Origin of the sequence: Kribbella solani (genome assembly GCF_014205295.1) — a bacterium.
In the GTDB taxonomy this organism is placed as follows: domain Bacteria; phylum Actinomycetota; class Actinomycetes; order Propionibacteriales; family Kribbellaceae; genus Kribbella; species Kribbella solani.
This window is the reverse complement of the sequence record NZ_JACHNF010000001.1, coordinates 6,948,428-6,967,753: the sequence shown is the minus strand read 5'-3', so window position 1 is coordinate 6,967,753 and position 19,326 is coordinate 6,948,428. Positions and strand designations below refer to the sequence as shown.

Below are 19,326 nucleotides of genomic sequence, written 5' to 3'. Positions count from 1 at the left end.
GACAGGGGGCAAACGATGAGCGAGACAAGGAACCGGGCGCCACTGGCAGCGTTCCTGGTGGCGAACGTGGTGTCCATCTGCGGTACGCGGGTCAGCTCCATCGCGATCCCGTGGTTCGTGCTGATCACGACCGGATCGCCGGTCAAGACCGGCCTGGTCGCGATGGCCGAGATGGCCCCGCTGGTACTGGCGAAGGCCATCGGCGGCCCACTGATCGACCGGGTCGGAGCCCGCCGCGTCAGCATCGTGGCAGACACGGCCAGTACGGCAGTAGTAGGACTCATCCCTCTTCTACATACGCTCGGCCTACTGCACTTTCCCACGCTGATCGCACTCGTCGCGGTCGCCGGCGCGCTCCGCGGACCAGGTGATGCCGCCAAGGGCACGCTGATCCCGGACATCGCCCGCGCCGCCAAGGTCCCGCTGGAGCGCGTCACCGGCCTGGAGAGTACGACCGAGCGCCTGGCCGGCTTCTTCGCGTACGCACTGGCCGGCGGACTCATCGCCTTGGTCGGCTCGGTCAACGCACTGTGGATCGACGCCGCGTCATTCGGCATCTGCGCCGTACTGATCGCCCGCTGGCTGCCCAAGCAGGAGCGGGTCGAAATACCGGAGCAGCAGGAGGAGCAGGGGTACGGGCGTCGTCTGCTGGAGGGATGGCGTTTCCTCAGGACCGACAAGCTGATGCTGCCGCTGGTGGTGATGATCGCGGTCACCAACTTGCTCGACGCCGCGGTCGGAGCTGTACTACTGCCGGTCTGGATCAAGGACCACGGCTACGGCCCCGGCCACACCAGTCTGATCCTCACCTGCTTCGGAGCGACCGCCACCGCGTTCGCCTTGCTGGCAGCGGCTATCGGCGAGCGGATACCCCGCAAGCTGGTCTTCACGATCGCGTTCCTGATAGCCGGTGCACCACGGTTCGTCGCGATGGCCACCGATGCGCCGGTCTGGACGCTGATGGCCGTGTACGCCCTGGGCGGCGTCGGCGCCGGCTTCATCAACCCGGTGCTCGGTGCCCTGTTCATCGAGCGCATCCCCCGCCACCTCCTCGGCCGGGTCAACTCACTGGCCGACGCGGTTTGCTGGACCGGCGTACCACTGGGCGGCGTGATCGCCGGCGTCGCCATCGCAGGTGTCGGCATGGCACCCGCGCTACTAGCTGGTGGTGCGATCTACCTGATCGCCACCATGTCACCCGTACTGATCGGCCGGCACGAGAACTGGAAAGCTACACCGGGTCCGACGGGTCCTCCGGGAACGGCGGCTGATCCGGATCAGGTGGCAGTGGGCGCGTCCTGACCCTGGCACTACCGACAGCAGTACCAACAGCCGTCTCACCAACGTCACCCAGTACCCGCCGCATCCGGTCGCGCTCGGCCCGCAGCAGGCCGAGCATCACCAGGTCCAGCAGCATCCCGAAGGCAGCCGCGAACTGAGTAGCGGCGAACTGGAACACCTGCGTCATCAGCAGCGACACCAGCACCGCCAGCTCGAACAGCCGGACCGCACGAGCCCGGTTGCCCTTCCGAAGCGCCAGCGCGCCCCGCACCGTGAACATCGCCGACAGCAAACTCCCGACCGTCACGCCGAGTACAGGCAGATGGTCGATCCCCTCCCCCACCACGGCCGCGATGACCATCTCACCGACCACTTGAAGGGCCAGTACGGCGACCGCCACCGTCGGCGCCTTCGGGTGCGTCGCGAGCCGCTCGAACCCGCGCTGCAACGCCCGCCAAGCCGCATCGACCGGAGCAGCCAGCTCCACCTCATCCGGCGGACAGACCGCGAGCAGGTCTTCTGTCTCACGCCGCCCCGGCACACCGCGATCCACCACGCCCAGGAGCTCTGCCGCCTCGGCACGGCGGCGCCGGGACAGTCCACCGGCTACGCCCTCGACCGCATGGTCGATCACGTTCGCCAGCTCTTCCCGCTGGTCGATCGGCCGCCGCGTGGTGAGGAACCGGAAGCCGAGCACGATCAGTACGAACACCACGTACACGATCGCGGCGGTCGGCTTGTAGAAGTAGTTGTTGTCCGAGGTGACGAACTTCCCCACCTCGTCGATGAACAGGCCGAAGCCGATGCCGCCGACGGTCGCGGCGGCCGGGCGGACGACCGGTCCGACGTACCCGAGCAGCAGTGCGATCGAAATCAGCATCAGCAGACCACCCGGCAGTACGTGGGCGATGTGCAGGCCCTTGCCGCCGATCTGCGGGTACCCACTCAGGCTGAGCAGCAGCCGGGTGATCAGTACCGTCGCCACCCCGGACACCACGAAGGTGGTCAGGTGCTCCCCCGACCGGACGTTGCGGACCAGGCCCGCTCGCATCAGGTACGACGACCGCGGGCTGGTGGAGGTGGCAGTCATGCGCCCGACGTTAGCGTCACCGGACGAGCGCCGCGACCACCACAATGGCGACGAGGGCGGCCAGTACGAGCGAGGTCACCAGTCGGCGCGTGCGGGGGTCCACCCCGTCAGGGTAGGCGGAAGGTCCTGGTCAACGCGAGTTGACCAGGGGTTCGGGCCGATGCACGCCGCGTGGCCGGTAGCCGAGGTCGTCGGACCGGCCGAGGTAGTCGGAGAGCAGCCAGATGATCGCCAGCCACATCTCCGTACCCTGCAGGCCCGGAACCGCGCGGTCGTCGATGCCGTCCGGCGCGAACGCGAAACCGGCACCGTCCACCCACCGGGGCAGGATCGCGCGCAGCTGCTGCTCCGCCCACCGCCGCCCGTCCTGCTCTCCGTACGACGTCTGCTTCCGGGCGAGCCACAGCGGATGGATGACGTCGAGTACGTTACAGGCGTTGTAGTTGTCACCGCTGAACATCCGCCGATCGTTGCTATGCGCAAGCACCGTCGCGACGGCCTGTTCCGGGTACGGCAACGGCAGGCCGAACTGCGCGTACGTACCACGCGTCAGCCGATAGAAGCCGTTCACGACCTGCAACCAACCGTCGTCCGGATGCTGTTCACCCCACGCTCCGGTCTTCGGATCAGCGCGAGTGAGCAACCAGCCAAGCAACGGTTCAAGCGGTCCGGATTGCTTGTGATCATGGAGGTTCCGGGCCAGCGCCGTACCGAGCGCGTCGATCGCGGAGCCCGCCGTCCACGCCCCTCTTGCCCAGGGCAACTTGTCCAGATCGTCGAGCGTGTAGTCGGTCGTGATCGGGTGCTCGAACCCGCTACCAAGGACCTGCAGCGCGTACCCGACACAAAGCACGTGGTAGCTCGCGGGCCCTTCAAGGACAGCAAGTTCGACATCCGACGGCTTGCCGATCCCGTCGTCGGACAGGTCCCCTGGCGATACCAGTCCGCTGACCGAATCCTGGCGCGCGCGGAACCGCCGGATCAGGTCGTCGCGGGAGTGACCAGATGGCGTACGCCGTACCAGCAGGTCCGCGATTTCGACGGCATCGCACCACGGGCGGATCGCCGGCTCGCGTACCGGACCCGGCCGGTCGACGAACCGTTCACCGTCCCAGCACCGCGCCAGTACGTCGTCGACCTGCTCCCGCGCCCGCGCGGCGAAGTCCTTCAGCCTGGTACCGAGATCACCTGTCATGGCGGCTCCTGTCCGGGATCGGAGAATGCGGGCCGGGTTGCCGGCCGCCACCGAGTTCGCCGGGATGTCCTTGGTGACGATCGCGCCGGCGCCGATGATGGTGTGCGGACCGACCGTGACGCCGTCCAGGATCGTCACGTTCGAACCGATCCAGACGTCGTCGCCGATGGTGATGCCACGCGCGGTGTGTGGCTGCTTGAAGATCGGCTGACCCGGCGCGGTGCCGTGGTTGAACGCGAGCAGCGACGTGTGCGCGCCGATCCGGACCCCGTCGCCGATCGTCACCGCACCACGAACCACCGAGAACGGGTTGATGGTGGAATCCGGTCCGAGCACGATCTTCCCGGTCACGTACGCGTGCGCGCCGATGTACGAACGATCGCCCATCCGGAGCTCGTCGCAGTACACGGCGGCGGACTCCGCGACGTACGCGTCGGCCGCGAGTTCGAGCGATCCGCCGAGCCGCGCCTGCCGTTCGGCCTGCCGCGCGCGCTCCGCGTCCGAGGCGTTCCGGGCGTACTCCCAGGGCAGGAAATCCAGTCGCAACGGTTCCGTCGAAGCCATGGGAAAACGCTATCCAAAACTTGCCGGCAGGGCTACCCCCAGCGAGCCGCTGCTAATCTCCCGTCTGTGCGGGGAGCCAGACGATGACCACGAGCGGATCCGGAACGAACGGTGGCGGTGACACGGCCGGCGACGGCCCAGGTGGCAGTACGCGCCGCGGTCATCGGGTCACGATCAGCGATCTCGCCCGACGGCTGGAGATCTCGAAGGCATCGGTCTCGTACGCGCTGAACGGCCGCGCCGGCGTCAGCGAGGAAACCCGGCAGCGGGTGCTCGACCTGGCCGAAGAACTCGGCTTCCACCCGAACTCCGCCGCGGTCGCGCTGTCGGCCAGCCGGACCCGGACGATCGGGATCGTGATCGCCCGCGACCCCACGCTGATCTCCACCGAGGCGTTCTACATGCGCACCCTGGTCGGCATCGAGCAGTACCTGAACGAGGTCGATTCGTCGCTGCTGCTCCGGCTCACCGGCGAGCACGGCGAGGATCTCGACGTACTGCGAAGGTGGTCGCGGCAGGGCCGGGTGGACGGGTTCATCCTGTTCGACGAGCTCGACGACGACCCGCGAATCCCGTTGCTGAAGGAACTCGGCGTGCCGTGCGTGGTGGTCAGCTCGAACGCGCCGGACGACTCGGTCGGGCGGTTGATCAGCTCGCCGGAAGAGACGGTCACGCTGCTGCTCGATCACCTCGGCGAGCTCGGGCACACCAACATCGCGCATATCAGCGGTCCGTTCACTTTCGTACACGAACGGCTGCGGATGCAGATCCTCCGGGACCGGGCCACGCGGCGCGGCATCTCCGTACGTCACATCGAGGGCAGCTACCGGTACGACGACGGCGCCGAGCTGACCCGCCAGTTGCTCACCGGGGCGAATCCCCCGACCGCGATCGTGCTCGGTAACGACCTGATGGCGGTCGCCGCGCTCCGGGTCGCGACCGAGCTCGGCACCGCGGTACCCGGCGAGGTGTCGGTGCTCGCGTGGGACGACTCGCCGCTGTGCGAGTTCGCCCGGCCCGGGATCACCGCGGTCGACCAGAAGACGATGGAACGCGGCCGCGCCGCCGCCGACCTCCTGCTCCGCCTGGTCACCGCCGCCGCCAGCACCACCACCAGCTCGGTCGCCCTGCACCAACAGGCCCCCGCCGGCGAACTCCACCGCCGCGAATCCTCCGGCCCCGCCCACCGCTGACATTTGAGTGGTTCACCCCTCAAATTGCCCCTTCACCCCACGTACGCGGGAGGTGAACGGGCACTTTCAGGGGTTCACCTCTCAAATGGCGGAGGGTGGGAGGCGCGCGCGGGCAGGGCGGGTGTGCGCGGGCGGGTGTACGGGGCGTGGGCGCGGGTGGGTGTACGGGGCGTGGGCGCGGGTGGGTGTACGGGGCGTGGGCGCGGGCGGGTGTACGGGGCGTGGGCGCGGGCGGGTGTACGGGGCGTGGGCGCGGGCGGGTGTACGGGGCGTGGGCGCGGGCGGGTGTACGGGGCGTGGGCGCGGGCGGGTGTACGGGGCGTGGGCGCGGGCGGGTGTACGGGGCGTGGGCGCGGGCGGGTGTACGGGGCGTGGGCGCGGGCGGGTGTACGGGGCGTGGGCGCGGGCGGGTGTACGGGGCGTGGGCGCGGGCGGGTGTACGGGGCGTGGGCGCGGGCGGGTGTACGGGGCGTGGGCGCGGGCGGGTGTACGGGGCGTGGGCGCGGGCGGGGCGGGTGTACGGGGCGTGGGCGCGGGCGGGTGTACGGGGCGTGGGCGCGGGCGGGTGTACGGGGCGTGGGCGCGGGCGGGTGTACGGGGCGTGGGCGCGGGCGGGTGTACGGGGCGTGGGCGCGGGCGGGTGTACGGGGCGTGGGCGCGGGCGGGTGTACGGGGCGTGGGCGCGGGTGGGTGTACGGGGCGTGGGCGCGGGTGGGTGTACGGGGCGTGGGCGCGGGTGGGTGCGCGTGGGCGCGGGTGGGGTGGTTACAGATCACGAGGTCGTAACGAACGGGGGGTTACTGAACCGGTTAGGGTTTCGAAACTTAACCGGTTAGGTCAGGATGGGCCCGATCCGCCCCCGCAGGTCCGTGGGGGCTCGACGGGACGAGGGAGTCCGACGTGAGACTGCGTTCGCTTGTTGCCGCGGTTGCGGCGACCGCCATCGGAATCAGCCTCGCCGCCTGTGGTGGTGGCGACAAGAACGGCTCCTCCGGCGGCAGCTCCGGTGATCAGACGCTGACCTACTGGGCCAGCAACCAGGGCACCAGCCTGGACAACGACAAGGAGGTGCTGACCCCGGTACTGAAGAAGTTCACCGACGAGACCGGGATCAAGGTCAACCTCGAGGTGATCGGCTGGAACGACCTGCAGACCCGCATCCAGACCGCGATCACCTCCGGCCAGGCACCGGACGTGGTGAACATCGGCAACACCTGGGCCGCCTCGCTGCAGGCCACCGACGCGTTCCTGCCGTTCGACGGTGACGCGATGACCGCGATCGGCGGCAAGGACAAGTTCGTACCGACCGCGCTGGCGACCGGCGGCAAGGAAGGCACCGACCCGACCTCGGTCCCGCTCTACGGTCTGGCGTACGGCCTGTACTACAACAAGGCGATGTTCGCCGCGGCCGGACTGCAGCCGCCGAAGACCTGGGAGGAAATGGTCACCGCCGCGAAGAAGCTGACCATCCCGGGCAAGCAGTGGGGGATGGCACTCGCGGCCGGCTCCTACACCGAGAACGTGCACTTCGCCTTCATCAACGCCGCGCAGAACAAGGCCGACTGGTTCAGCGCCGACGGCAAACCGGCCTTCACCGCCGACGGCAACGTGCAGGGCGTACTGCGGTACCTGGACCTGATGCAGCAGGACAAGGTCGCGAACCCGTCGAACGCGCAGTACGACAACGGCACCAAGTCGGTGAACGACTTCGCCACCAAGAAGGTCGCGATGGTGATCAACCAGAACAACGCCGACTCCTCGATCGTTGCCAACGGCATGAAAGCCGGCGAGTACGGGGTGGTCCCGTTCCCGGCGCCGGCCGGTGGTGAGCAGGTGGCCAGCCACGTCGCCGGGATCAACCTGTCGGTGTTCAAGAACACCAAGCACAAGGATGCGGCGCTGAAGTTCGTCAAGTACATGACGGACGCGACCACGCAGAGCACGCTGGACAAGCCGTTCTCCGCGCTGCCGGTACTGAAGGACGCGAAGCCGAACTTCACCACCGACGCGACCGAGGCCGCGACCTTCCAGGACATCTACAACACCAAGTCCAAGCCGCTGCCGCTGGTGCCGGCCGAGGACCAGTTCGAAAGCACCGTCGGCAAGGCGATGAACACGATGTTCGCCAAGATCGCGACCGGCGGCACGGTCAGCGCGGACGACGTGAAGGCGGCGCTCAAGACCGCTGAAGACCAGGTGGCGGCGAGCAGCTGACGATGGCCGTCGCAACCGAGACCGCGGCTCCGGCGCCGACCAGGCGCCGGGGCCGCCCCGAGCAGCGGCCCGGGCTGAAACGCTGGCTGCCGTACGCGCTGCTGGCCCCGGCGGTGCTGCTGGAGCTGTTCATCCACATCATCCCGATGCTGGTCGGGATCTGGATGAGCTTCATCAAACTGACCAAGTTCTTCATCGCGAACTGGTCGTCCGCCCCCAGCGCCGGGCTCGGCAACTACAAGGTCGCGCTCGACTTCAACAACGCCGTCGGGCAGGGCCTACTGAAGTCGTTCGGCGTCACGATCGCGTTCTCGCTGATCACGGTCGCGTTCTCGTGGGTACTCGGGATGGCGGCCGCGGTCGCGCTGCAGCCCGAGTTTCGCGGGCGCGGTCTGGTACGGACGCTGTTCCTGGTGCCGTACGCGCTGCCTGCGTACGCCGGAATCCTGACCTGGAACTTCATGCTCCAGCGCGACACCGGCGCCGTGAACCACGTACTGGACCAATTGCATTTGAGCGACGGGAAGACGTTCTGGCTGATCGGTGGCAATGCACTGGTCTCGCTGATCACCGTGGCCGGCTGGAAGCTGTGGACGTTCGCGTTCCTCACCTTGATGGCCGGTATGCAGAGCATTCCGCGCGATCTGTACGAGGCCGCGTCGGTCGACGGCGCCGGCAACCTCCGGCAATGGCGCAACATCACCCTGCCCTCGCTACGGCCGGTCAATCTGGTACTCGTGCTGGTGCTGTTCTTGTGGACGTTCAGCGATTTCAACACGCCGTACGTTCTGTTCGGGACCGCGCAGCCGCCGGCCGGTGACCTGATCACGTTCCACATCTACAACGCGTCGTTCCTGACCTGGAACTTCGGCACCGGCGCGGCAATGTCCGTACTGCTGCTGATCTTCCTGATGATCGTCACCGGAATCTATCTGCTCGGCACCGGCAGGAGGTCACGTCGTGCGTGAGACCAGGGGCTTCAAGATCTACCGCGGTGTCGTCCTGACCGTACTCGGACTGTTCGTGCTTGTCCCCCTGTACGTGATGGTGACGTCGTCGCTGAAACCGCTGAAGGACGTGCAAGGCGCGTTCACCTGGTGGCCGTCGAACCTGACCCTGGCGCCGTTCGTCGACATGTGGAAAACGGTGCCGCTGGCCAGGTACTTCGTGAACTCGACCATCGTCTCGGTGGCGGCGACGGTGTTCTCGGTGGCGATCGCGATTCTGGCCGCGTTCGCGGTGTCACGGTTCAGGTTCCGCGGCCGGACCGTTTTCACCACCACGGTACTGTCGACGCAGATGTTCCCGGGCGTACTTTTCCTGCTGCCCTTGTTCCTGATCTTCGTGAACCTCAACAACTCGCTCGGGTTGCAACTGGTGGGTACCCGGCTCGGTTTGATCATCACGTACCTGACCTTCAGTTTGCCGTTCTCCATCTGGATGCTGGCCGGGTACTTCGACAGCATTCCGCGCGAATTGGACGAGGCCGCGCTGGTGGACGGCTGCGGTCCGATGGGTGCGTTGTGGCGGGTCGTACTACCGGCGGCGCGGCCCGGGGTGATCGCGGTGGCGATCTACTCGTTCATGACTGCTTGGGGCGAAGTGCTGTTCGCGTCGGTGATGACGACGGAGGCGAACCGTACGTTGTCGGTCGGCCTGCGCCAGTACTCCACCCAGACCAACATCTACTGGAACCAGATCATGGCTGCCGCGCTGATAGTGAGCATTCCGGTAGTTATTGGCTTTCTACTGGCTCAGCGGCATTTTGTTGCCGGAGTAACTGCGGGTGCAGTTAAATAGCAAGTTTCAATTTCACGGTCCCCTTTCGTCGGGTAATCTCGCCGCCCTACCTGACGAAAGGGGACCTGATGTATTTCGAGGACTACGTGCCGGGCGTTCGTACCCACCATCCCCGCACCGTCACCATCGACCAGGCAGCCCTGATCGAGTTCGCCGAGCAGTTCGACCCGCAGTACATCCACATCGATCCCGCCGCGGCGGCCGACGGGCCGTTCAAGGGCCTGATCGCGAGCGGCTGGCATACCGCCGGCCTGATGATGCGGCTGTACGCCGATCAGTACCTGAGGAAGGTCGGGAGCCTGGGCGGGCCGGGCATCGACAAGCTGCGGTGGCTGGCACCCGTACGTCCGGGCGACGAGCTGCGGCTGCGTACCGAGGTGATGGAAGCCCGGTTGTCGCGGTCCAAACCAGATCGCGGACTGGTGCGTACGCGGGCCGAGCTGTTCAACCAGGACGACGTCCGGGTGTTCTCCTGCGAGGTGCTGACCTTCGTCGGAGTACGCCCTAGCTGAAGAGCTTCTCGCCCCAGTACGAGCCTGGGGTGACGCCCGGCGGGCAGGCGAAGACGGCGGAGCCGACGTGCTCGATGTACTCGTTCATCTTGTCGTCGCGGGACAGCTGCTTCTGGATCGGGATGAACTGTTTGCGCGGGTCACGCTGGTAGGCGAGGAAGAACAGGCCCGCGTCCAGCCGACCGAGACCGTCGGAGCCGTCGACGAAGTTGTACCCGCGGCGGAGCAGCTCGGCACCGTTGTTGAACTGCGGATGCGCGAGCCGGACATGCGAATCGGTCGGCACCTTCGGTTCACCGTCGGCGTTCTTCGCCGCGAAGTCGATCGCGTCGAACTCGTCCGCCTTGCCGAGCGGGGCGCCCGTACCCTTGCCGCGCCCGATCACCGCCTCCTGCTCGCCGAGCGACGTACGGTCCCAGGTCTCGATGTGCATCCGGATTCGCCGCGACACCAGGTACGAGCCGCCGACCATCCAGTCCGGGCCGTCCTCGGACTGGACCCACAGCTGCTGTTCGAGCTTGTCGGCCTCTTCCAGTTTGAGGTTGTTCGTGCCGTCCTTGAAGCCGAACAGGTTGCGCGGGGTGGACTGGGCGCGCGAGGTGGAGGACGTACGCCCGAAGCCGAGCTGTGAATACCGGACCGCCACCCGGCCGAAGCCGATCCGGGCCAGGTTGCGGATCGCGTGGACTGCTACCTGCGGGTCGTCGGAGCAGGCTTGTACGGCGAGGTCGCCGCCGGAACGCTGCGGATCCAGGTTGTCGGCGATGAAATGCGGCAGGTCGACGAGGGCCTTCGGTCGTTTCGCGGCGAGACCGAAGCGTTTGTCGAACAGGCCTGGGCCGAAGCCGATCGTCAGGGTCAGGCGGGCGGGTGGCAGGCCGACGGCTTCGCCGGTGTCCTTCGGCGGTGCCTCGTCGGGGCCGTTCACCGCGCCGTACTGCCCGATGTCCTTCCCGGCCGTCAGCAGCGCGGCCGCGGCGGTCCACTCCTTCAGCAAGCTGATCAGGTCGTCGCGACTCGTGGTGGTGACGTCGAACGCCGCAAAATGCAACCGATCCTGCACCGGCGTGACAATCCCCGCCTGATGCACACCATGAAAGTCAACAGGCCCGTTGTTGTCAGCCGCCTGCGTTGGCTGGGTGTCGAGAGCCGAGTGCGCCGCATACCCAGCAACCCCAGTAACAACCGCAGCCCCAGCCGCCCCGAACAACCCCCTCCGGGAAAACCCCCGCCGTCGCCCCGGCTGCGCCGGGGCGACGGCGGAAGAAGGAGCAGAGCCAACGCCCGAGACGGTGTTGGCATCCGAGGCCTGGCCCCCGGAGGACCGGTCAGTGGTTGCCGGGGTGCGATTGCCCGGAGTGGGCTTTTCGTCTGTCATTTTTTGGCGATGGTTGCGGCTACCCGGCTTACCGGTTCGGCGAGGCCGTCTACTACCGCGCCGAGGGTCTTCTTTTCCGGTTCGGTGGCGGTGTACGGCTTGAAGCCGTCGCCGTCGCGGTACTTGTCGAGGGCGGCGAAGACCGTCTTGAAGTTGGTGTCGAGCTGCTTCACCAGCGCCGGGTCGCGCTGCTGCAGCGCCGGGCGCAGTGCCTGGACGGCCGCCTGCGACCCCTCGACGTTTGCCTCGAAGTCCCACAGGTCGGTGTGCGAGTAACGGTCTTCCTCGCCGGTGACCTTGCCGGTCGCGACCTCGTCCAGCAGTTCCTTCGCGCCGTTCGCCATCTGCAGCGGCGTGACCTTCACGACCTTCGCCTTCGCCACCACCGTCTTCACATCCACCAGCAGCTGATCGGCGTACTTCGCCATCCCCTTGGTGCTGTTCGACACCCAGAGCGCCTGCTCGATCCGGTGGTACCCGGTCCACTCGGTACCCGGCTCGACATCGTTGACCCGGGCATCGATCTTCGGGTCCAGGTTGCCGAACGATTCCGCGACCGGTTCGATCCGCTCCCAGTACGTCCGCGACACCGGGTACAACGCCTTCGCCTTCGCCACGTCGCCGGCCTTGACCGCGGTGACGAACTCGGTGGTCTTCTGCTCCAGCGCGATCGCCTGCGAGTTCACGTACCGCTGGTACCCCTCGGTCGCCTGCTTCAGCAGCGCGTCCTCGGACGTCTGCGGCGCCGCGTCACCGGTGACCGTCAGGTCGCCGCGAATCCCGTCGCCGACCATCCCCGGCTTGCACACCGCCTGGTACTTCCCGGTCGGCAACTCGACGATCAGGTCCCGCTTGAGGCCCGGGCCGATGTTCTCGACCTCGCCCATCACCCGGTCACCGTCGGCGTACACGTAGAACTCGGTGACCTTGCTGCCGCCGTTCGACACCGAGAACGTGCTGGTGCCCGCCTTCACGTCCCGGCGGCTCAGGTCGCAGCCCGAGTCGGACGCCTTGACCGACACCGGTCCGGTGCCGTCGTCTTTCCCGGCCGGCTCGGCCTTGGCGCACGCGGTCAGCGCGGCGAGCCCGAGGACGACACCGGCGAGAGTGGCCTTACCGGCCCTGGACGCGGACATGGTTCTCCTGAAACAAAAGGGATGAGGGGATGATTCAGACTGCTTCGCCGGCGGTCTTCACGACCGGTACGGCGGGTGGCGTGGAGCTTTTCACCGGGCGGAAGTACAGCACCAGGACCGGTACGAGGTAGACGGCCCACGCGGTCGCCTCCAGTACGCTCGGCGCCGGGTTGAAGTTGAAGATGCCCTTCAGCAGCACGCCGTACCAGCTGTCCGGCGGGACCACGTGCGAGATGTCGAAGGCCAGGTTGTGCAGGCCGGGCAGGATGCCGGCTTCCTGCAGGTCGTGGAAGCCGTACGCGAAGATGCCGGCCGCGACCAGGATCAGCACCGCGCCGGTCCACTTGAAGAACACGGCCAGGTTGATCTTCACGGCGCCCTTGTAGATCGCGACACCGAGCAGCACGGACGTGGCCAGGCCGAGGAGTACGCCGATGAACGGTACGGCGGTGGTCGCGGTCGCCGCCGACGCGTACACGATGAACGCGGTCTCGATGCTCTCCCGGAAGACCGCGAGGAAAGCCAGGATGACGACCGCCCGGGAGCCGACCTCAAGCGCCTGGCCCATCCGCTCGCGGAGCTCCTTGGCAATGCCGCGGGACGCCTTCCGCATCCAGAAGATCATCCAGGTGACGAACCCGACGGCGAGGATCGACATCACCCCGCCGACGGTTTCCTGGGTGGTGAACGAGCGCGCGGTCAGTGCGGTGACGAACTGCAGCAGGCCCCACGCGGCGGCCGCGACGGCGAGCGCGCTGGCGACACCTATCCAGACCAGTTTGAGCCGATCCCGATGCCCGGACTTGACCAGGAACGTGGCGAGGATGCTGACCACCAGCGATGCCTCGAGTCCTTCGCGGAGTCCGATCAGATAGTTCGCGAGCATGGCGGAGACACTTTCATAGACTTAGGTACGGCTAACCTTGTTGAGGTTAACCTAAGAAGTCCCATTCGCCTACTGTGGTGTACGCCGCACTGTGGCCCGGCCCTTCGCCCAATCGGGACTCGATCAGCTGCAAACTGCCCGCCGTCCACGCGGGACTACGGTACGTGTCGAAAATCCGTACCCATCGGGTGGCGTCGATCGGCCGCCGCAGCCGCGCCAGCGTGAGATGCGGCGCGAACTTCCGGGCCTCGACCTGGACGCCGGCCTTGCTCGCGGCCGATCGGGTCGTCATCGACAGGTGTTTGAGTGACTCGGTCTCGTCGCGCACTCCGGCGTACAGCACGCGCGCATCCGGTACGCCCGGGAACGCGCCGGCTCCTGCGATCCGCAGCTCGAACGGCTGCTGCCGCTTGGCCGCCGCCTCCAGCCGCTCCTCCAACTCCTCGGACTTCCAGTCCGGCACCTCGCCGAGGAACGCCAGCGTGATGTGCCAATGCTGGTCCGATGCCCAGCGGATGTCGTCGTCGGGATGGTCCCGGCGCGGCTCGACGAACTCGCTCAGATCCTCCACTACCTCAAGAGGTGGCACCACTGCCACGAACAATCGCATCCGGAAAGCGTATCGGTGGTGGAAACTGCTTTTGTGAACGAGCTCAAGCTTCCGTCGCCGTGCGTGGTGGTGCTCGTCGGTCCGGGCGCGTCCGGGAAGTCGACCTGGGCGGCCGAGCACTTCGGTCCGGAGCTGATCGTGTCGAGCGACCGGCTGCACGCGCTGGTCGGCGCCGGCGAGGACGACCTCGCGGCCAGTGCGGATGCGTTCGCGCTGCTGGACGTGGTGGCGGCAGCGGATCGGACGCGGGCTGACGACCGTGATCGACACGTTGGGGTTGGACAAGGAGCGACGGCTGGAGTGGCTTCGGGTCGCGCGTACGGCGGGGATGGCGTGTGTGGCGGTCGGACGAGGGGTACGACGACGTACTACGGCCGGCAGATTCCGCAGGTGGGGCGGGCCTGGGAGGACTTCCTGGAAAGCTGGACCACGCTCAGGTACCTGGCCGCGTGTACGAACCGGGTGCGGCTCGGGACGCTGATTTCCGGGATCACGTACCGGAATGTCGCGCATCTGGGGAAGATCGCGGCGACGCTGGACGTACTGAGTGGTGGGCGGGACCAGGCAACAAACCGTTCCACGGCAAGGTGCTCTCGGTACCCGACACCACCTGTTATCCAAGGCCGTTGCAGGACCATCTCCCTTTGCTGGTGGGTGGGAGCGGGCCGCGTACTTGCGGGACGTGAGTTCCCGGCCGGTCGAGTTGACGCACCTGTCCACCACGTTGGTCGGCAAGGATCATCGCGCCGTCGAGCAACTGGTGCAGGGGTTGCGGCCGCGGAACGCCAACCCGGCGACGTACGCGGCGGCCGTCAACGCCGGCACCGTCGACGACCAGATCAGGCGGTTCCGCGAGCTGTCCGAGGCGGGCGTGGCCGAAGTGATGATCAGCCTGCCCGACCTCGAAACACTCGACTCGGTGGCCGAGGTGATCTCAGCCTTTCGGATGTAGCTCCAGCTTGAGCAGCGCGTTCTCCAGTACCTCGGGCATCGCCGGGTGAATCCAGTACTGCTCGCGCGCCATCGCATACGCGTCCAGACCGAAACTCATTGCCTGGATCACCGGCTGGATCACCGTCGGTGCCTGCGGGCCGATGATGTGGCAACCGATCAGCTGACCGGTGTTCGCGTCGGCGATCACCTTCGCGAAGCCGGTGGTGTCCTCCATCGCCCAGCCGTACGCGATGTCAGCGTAGCGCTGAACCGCTGCCACATAAGGGATTCCGCGTTCCTTCGCCTGCTCCTCGGTCAGGCCGACGGATGCGATCTGCGGCGAACTGAACACCGCGTGCGGTACGAACCGGTGGTCGGAAGCGATCCGGTCGTCCGGGTTCAGCAGGTTGTGCTTCACCACGCGCGCCTCGTGGTTCGCGACATGCTTCAGCTGATGCGGACTGGTCACGTCGCCGAGCGCGTAGATCCCGTCGACGTTGGTCTGCTGGTACTTGTCCACGACGATCCGGCCCTCGCCGTCGACCTCGACGCCGGTCGCGTCCAGGTTGAGCAGATCCGAGTTCGGTACCCGGCCGACCGCCACCAGCAGCTCGTCGACGATCAGCTCCTCGGCGCCGTCCGGGTGCAGCATCTTCAGCTCGATCTCGCCGTCGTCGTGCCGGGTTACCCGGATCGTCTCCCGGTTCAGGCGTACGTCGTACTTCTGCTGCGCTATCTCGGTGTACTGCGCGGCGAGCTCGGCGTCCTCGTGCCGGAGCAGCGCCTTCGAACGGGCGATGATCGTCACGTCCACGCCGAACGACGCGAAGACGTGGGCGAACTCGGCCGCCACGAAACCACTGCCGATGATCGCGAGCCGGGCCGGTAGTTGCTCGAGGCGCATGATCGTGTTCGAGGTGTGGTAGCCGGTTTCCTCGAGCCCCGGGATCGGCGGGATCACCGGACGGCTGCCGCTCGCGAGGACGAAACGGTCCGCGCTGAACACGCTGGTCGAGCCGTCCTGGTTGTCGACCGTCAGCTCCTTGTCACCCGTGAAGCGGCCGGTGCCGTCGTACACGGTGACGTTCGCGTTGTCCGGGTTGTGATGCCGGTACTCCGAACCGCCCGCGGCGATCGGGTCGATCCGGCCGAAGATCCGGTCCCGGACGTCGGCCCAGCGCACGCCCAGCAGTTCCTCGTCGACACCGAACCGGGAGCTGACCGACGGGGTGGCGGCGACGTCAGCCGCGTGCACGAACATCTTGGTCGGGATGCAGCCGACGTTCAGGCAGGTACCGCCGAAGGTACCGCGCTCGACAATCGCCACCTTCCAGCCCGCAAACCGCCGATTAACGATCGTGTTGCCGGAACCGGTCCCGATGATCACCAGATCGTAATGAGTCACACCCCATTGTGCCCATGACAGCAAGCTTGCGGCAGGGAAAGACAAAAGACGGCTGGCAGGGAGGTGCGCCCATGACAGCAAGTCTGCGGCAGGGAAAGACAAAAGACGGCTGGCAGGGAGGTGCGCCCATGCCAACAAGTCTGCGGCAGGGAAAGACAAAAGACGGCTGGCGGGGAGGTGCGCCCATGCCAACAGGCCCGCGGCACGGGGTTGTGCCCTGGGCTTGCCTGCTCGAGTGGAGGGTTGCCCCCTCGAATTCCCAGGGGACAACCCTCCAGTCGCGGGGATGCCCCCTCAAACGGAGGGTTCGGCCCGCGGTGGGTGGGAGTGCGGGTGGACGGGAGGGTGGGCGGGGTCGGCCTGTGGGCGGGGGGGGTGGGAGTTGGGGGTGGGGGTGGGGGGGTTTGCACACGCGAGGGACTGCGGTGGACCCGGGGACAGGGGAGGATGGGGCGGGTGGCTGGTGGTGAGTTGGTGAGCGCGTACGGGTCGGTCGGCTGGGACGGGATCGGGGTGTTGCGGATCCGGTACGACGGGGCCGGGCTGGACGCGTTGAACTGCTCGCTGCGGGGGCGGCTGGGTGAGCGGGTGGTGCCGGTGGAGGCGGTGCAAAGCGTCGAGGTGAGTGACTCCGGGTTCCGGCTGGTGTTGCGGGACGGCAGCGATCCGCTGCAGGCGGTGACCGGCGCGGACGTGCTGCTCGACCCGTACGACTTCCCGGCCGTGGACCCCGTACTCGCCGACGAGATCGCCGGCCACATCCGCCGTACGCTCGTCCGGCGCGACGTACCGGCGACCGCCTCGACCGCCTGGCTGGTCGCGCCACCGGCCGCGGCGGACCGGATCGAAGGGCGGGACGCGACGCTGACGGTGGCGAACGGACAGCTCACGTTCGCATACCAGCGCGGCGTGGGCCGGAAGAAACGCGCCCTGGGCGACCCGTGGTCGGTGCAGCTCGGCGACATCATCGACGTCCAGTGGGCGCCGTACCAGGGCGGACTCGGCGGCAGCGGGTTCCTCCGGATCACCACGCCCGGTACGCCAACCGAACGCCCGAAACCAAAGCACGACCCCGCCACCATGCGCACCGAACGCGGCACCGACATAGACGCCCTGTTCTTCGCCACCCGCCTGCTAACCCGCATCCGCCCCTAGCCGGCAAACCAATTCCCGGCGAGCCCCGCGGCGCCACCGCACCGCCGCACCACCGCGTCACCCTGGGCGCCGACCAGTTGGTCAGGCGACCTGGGGGTCGGCGTCTTTCTTCTTGGCTGCGCCGGATTGTGCTGGGACCGGGTCGGGGGCGGCGTCCAGGATTGCCTTTTCGCCGAGTAGCTCGGTTTGGGGCAGCACCTCCAGGTGTGGGCGCGGCAGCAGTCTCGGGCGGATCGCCAGGCCGCGGCGGCGGGAGAAGTACAGCACCGAACCGACCGTGCCGAGCACGGTCAGCCCGCCGCCGACGATCAGGGAGTACCGCGCGCCGAGCTCCTGCCCGATCCAGCCGATGAACGGCGATCCGATCGGCGTGCCACCCATCAGCACCGTCATGTACAGCGCCATCACCCGCCCGCGCATCGTCGGCTCGATGCTCAGTTGCATGGTCGCGTTCGCCGACGTCAGCATCGTCAGCGAGGTCAGACCGACCAGCGGCAGCACCAGCGCGAAGGTCAGATACGTCGGCATCAGCGCGCTGACGATCTCCAGTACGCCGAACGCGATCGCGGCGCCGATCACCAACCGGGCCCGAATCCGCACCCGCCGGGCCGCCAGCAGCGCACCGGACAGTGAGCCGATCGCGAGCACCGACCCGAGGATGCCGTACTCCCCCGCGCCCTTGTGGAACGCCTCGGTCGCCATCAGCGCGGACGTCATCTGGAAGTTCAGCCCGAAGGTGCCGGCGAAGAACACCGCGACCAGCACCATCATCAGATCCGGCCGGCGCCACAGGTACCGCATCCCGTCCCGGATCATGCCCTTGTCCCGGGCCGCGGGCTTCGGGGTGTGCAGTTCGCCGACGCGCATCAGCCGCAGCGACACGATCACCGCGGCGTACGTGAACCCGTTGATCATGATCACCGGACCGGTCCCGATCCAGTTGATCAGCAGACCGGCCAGCGCCGGGCCGAGCAGGCGGGCGGCGTTGAAGGACGCCGAGTTCAGCCCGACCGCGTTCGAGAGCTCGTCGCGGCCGACCATCTCGACCACGAAGGCCTGCCGGGTCGGCGCGTCGAAGGCGGTTCCGACACCGAAGAGCAGCGCGAGCAGGTACACATGCCAGGCCTGTACGTGCCCGCTGATCGTCAGTCCACCGAGGACCAGCGCGACCGTACCCATCGCGACCTGGGTCAGCGTCAGCACCTGCCGCTTCGGGAAACGGTCCGCGACCAGACCCGCGTACGGGCCGAGCAGCAGCGCGGGCAGGAACTGCAGACCGGTGACGATGCCGAGTGCCGTCCCGGAATGGGTCAGCTCCAGGACCAGCCAGTCCTGGGCGACGCGCTGCATCCAGGTGCCGACGTTGGAGACGATCGCACCGGAGGCGTAGAGACGGAAGTTCCGGACTTTGAACGCGCGGAACGTGGGGCTCATCGAGCCGCCAGTCGTTCCAGCACGGGTGCTGCCTTGCGCAGGATGTCGCGCTCCTCAGGGGTCAGTTGCTTCAGTTTGGTCTGCAGCCACTCGTCGCGGCGTTTCCGGTTGGCCAGGATCAGCTCGTCGGCGTGGTCGGTCAGCTCGACGACGATCTGCCGCTTGTCGGTCGGGTGCGGCCGGCGGGCGACCAGGCCGGCCTCCTCCATGTTGGTCACGATCCGCGTCATCGACGGCGGCTTGACCTGCTCGTGCGCGGCCAGCTCGCCGATCGTCATCAGCTCGTGCTTGGCCAGCGCGCCGAGCACGCTGAGCTGGTTCGCGGTCAGGTCGTGCCCGGGCTCGCGCTGCCGGCGGATCTGCCGCGACAACCGCAGGGTCGACGACCGCAACGCACTCGCCAGGCCGACGTCACTTTTCACCTGCTGGGCTACTACTTCGGGCATATCCTTACCTTAACTCATTACCTTTGCTAACTAAAACGTCTGACCACCGACTGATATTCCACTGCCCCGAAGGGGGTTGGTGGCCAAGGTGTTC

General features: G+C 67.5%; 17 protein-coding genes and 1 pseudogene. 9 read left to right on the top strand and 9 right to left on the bottom strand.

What is annotated here, in order from left to right; all coding sequences use genetic code 11:
- Window positions 1-15 precede the first annotated feature (15 nt).
- Window positions 16-1,302 carry an MFS transporter gene (locus tag HDA44_RS32245; RefSeq protein WP_184840941.1) on the top strand — a complete coding sequence of 429 codons (1,287 nt, stop codon included), beginning with the start codon at window positions 16-18 and terminating at the stop codon, window positions 1,300-1,302.
- Here the strand turns inward: HDA44_RS32245 and HDA44_RS32240 are convergent.
- A complete protein-coding gene (locus tag HDA44_RS32240) occupies window positions 1,232-2,371 on the bottom strand; it encodes a hypothetical protein (protein ID WP_238352598.1) in 1,140 nt (379 codons plus the stop codon). The genes HDA44_RS32245 and HDA44_RS32240 overlap by 71 nt on opposite strands.
- Window positions 2,372-2,501: 130 nt before the next feature.
- Window positions 2,502-4,130 (bottom strand): acyltransferase, encoded by a 1,629-nt coding sequence (locus HDA44_RS32235; RefSeq protein ID WP_184840939.1) that lies wholly within the window; start codon window positions 4,128-4,130, stop codon window positions 2,502-2,504.
- An 83-nt stretch (window positions 4,131-4,213) separates the two neighbouring features.
- On the opposite strand from HDA44_RS32235, the gene HDA44_RS32230 reads away from it, so the two are divergent.
- The 5 genes from HDA44_RS32230 (at window position 4,214) to HDA44_RS32210 (ending at window position 9,849) form a co-directional block, all read left to right on the top strand.
- Window positions 4,214-5,323: a LacI family DNA-binding transcriptional regulator gene (locus HDA44_RS32230; RefSeq protein ID WP_184840937.1), complete on the top strand. Its 1,110-nt coding sequence runs from the start codon at window positions 4,214-4,216 to the stop codon at window positions 5,321-5,323.
- 900 nt (window positions 5,324-6,223) lie between these two features.
- A complete protein-coding gene (locus HDA44_RS32225; RefSeq protein ID WP_184840935.1) occupies window positions 6,224-7,537 on the top strand; it encodes an extracellular solute-binding protein in 1,314 nt (437 codons plus the stop codon).
- A 2-nt stretch (window positions 7,538-7,539) separates the two neighbouring features.
- Window positions 7,540-8,505: a carbohydrate ABC transporter permease gene (locus HDA44_RS32220; RefSeq protein ID WP_184840933.1), complete on the top strand. Its 966-nt coding sequence runs from the start codon at window positions 7,540-7,542 to the stop codon at window positions 8,503-8,505.
- Window positions 8,498-9,337 carry a carbohydrate ABC transporter permease gene (locus tag HDA44_RS32215; protein WP_184840931.1) on the top strand — a complete coding sequence of 280 codons (840 nt, stop codon included), beginning with the start codon at window positions 8,498-8,500 and terminating at the stop codon, window positions 9,335-9,337. Before HDA44_RS32220 ends, HDA44_RS32215 begins: the two co-directional genes overlap by 8 nt.
- Before the next feature lie 68 nt (window positions 9,338-9,405).
- Window positions 9,406-9,849: a MaoC family dehydratase gene (locus HDA44_RS32210; RefSeq protein ID WP_184840929.1), complete on the top strand. Its 444-nt coding sequence runs from the start codon at window positions 9,406-9,408 to the stop codon at window positions 9,847-9,849.
- Here HDA44_RS32210 and efeB read toward each other — a convergent pair.
- The 4 genes from efeB to thpR are packed head-to-tail and all read right to left on the bottom strand — an operon-like array spanning window position 9,842 to window position 13,859.
- Window positions 9,842-11,227 carry an iron uptake transporter deferrochelatase/peroxidase subunit gene (efeB, locus tag HDA44_RS32205; protein WP_184840927.1) on the bottom strand — a complete coding sequence of 462 codons (1,386 nt, stop codon included), beginning with the start codon at window positions 11,225-11,227 and terminating at the stop codon, window positions 9,842-9,844. The genes HDA44_RS32210 and efeB overlap by 8 nt on opposite strands.
- A complete protein-coding gene (efeO, locus tag HDA44_RS32200) occupies window positions 11,224-12,363 on the bottom strand; it encodes an iron uptake system protein EfeO (RefSeq protein WP_184840925.1) in 1,140 nt (379 codons plus the stop codon). The genes efeB and efeO overlap by 4 nt, the downstream gene beginning before the upstream one ends.
- Before the next feature lie 34 nt (window positions 12,364-12,397).
- Window positions 12,398-13,249, bottom strand: coding sequence for an iron uptake transporter permease EfeU (gene efeU / locus HDA44_RS32195; protein WP_184840923.1), 852 nt, complete (start codon window positions 13,247-13,249; stop codon window positions 12,398-12,400).
- 46 nt (window positions 13,250-13,295) lie between these two features.
- The gene (gene thpR / locus HDA44_RS32190) at window positions 13,296-13,859 is read right to left on the bottom strand and encodes an RNA 2',3'-cyclic phosphodiesterase (RefSeq protein WP_184840921.1); all 564 of its coding nucleotides are present in this window, start codon (window positions 13,857-13,859) and stop codon (window positions 13,296-13,298) included.
- Between thpR and HDA44_RS38750 the strand changes: the two are divergent.
- Together HDA44_RS38750 and HDA44_RS38745 are read left to right on the top strand one after the other, a co-directional pair.
- A pseudogene (locus HDA44_RS38750) lies at window positions 13,743-14,357 on the top strand (AAA family ATPase); the annotation flags it as partial. The gene thpR and the pseudogene HDA44_RS38750 overlap by 117 nt on opposite strands.
- 184 nt (window positions 14,358-14,541) lie before the next feature.
- The gene (locus HDA44_RS38745; RefSeq protein WP_337906840.1) at window positions 14,542-14,811 is read left to right on the top strand and encodes a hypothetical protein; all 270 of its coding nucleotides are present in this window, start codon (window positions 14,542-14,544) and stop codon (window positions 14,809-14,811) included.
- Here HDA44_RS38745 and HDA44_RS32180 read toward each other — a convergent pair.
- Window positions 14,794-16,197, bottom strand: coding sequence for a mycothione reductase (locus HDA44_RS32180; RefSeq protein ID WP_184840917.1), 1,404 nt, complete (start codon window positions 16,195-16,197; stop codon window positions 14,794-14,796). The two genes, HDA44_RS38745 and HDA44_RS32180, sit on opposite strands and share 18 nt — an antisense overlap.
- A 456-nt stretch (window positions 16,198-16,653) precedes the next feature.
- Between HDA44_RS32180 and HDA44_RS32175 the strand changes: the two genes are divergently transcribed.
- On the top strand, window positions 16,654-17,352 hold the full coding sequence (locus tag HDA44_RS32175) for a DUF4429 domain-containing protein (RefSeq protein ID WP_184840915.1): 699 nt from the start codon (window positions 16,654-16,656) through the stop codon (window positions 17,350-17,352).
- Window positions 17,353-17,433: 81 nt separating this feature from the next.
- On the opposite strand, the gene HDA44_RS32170 is transcribed toward HDA44_RS32175, so the two are convergent.
- Window positions 17,434-18,786, bottom strand: a complete 1,353-nt coding sequence (locus HDA44_RS32170; RefSeq protein WP_184840913.1) for an MFS transporter — start codon at window positions 18,784-18,786, stop codon at window positions 17,434-17,436.
- Window positions 18,783-19,232: a MarR family winged helix-turn-helix transcriptional regulator gene (locus tag HDA44_RS32165; RefSeq protein ID WP_184840911.1), complete on the bottom strand. Its 450-nt coding sequence runs from the start codon at window positions 19,230-19,232 to the stop codon at window positions 18,783-18,785. The genes HDA44_RS32170 and HDA44_RS32165 overlap by 4 nt, the downstream gene beginning before the upstream one ends.
- Between the last annotated feature and the right edge of the window lie 94 nt (window positions 19,233-19,326).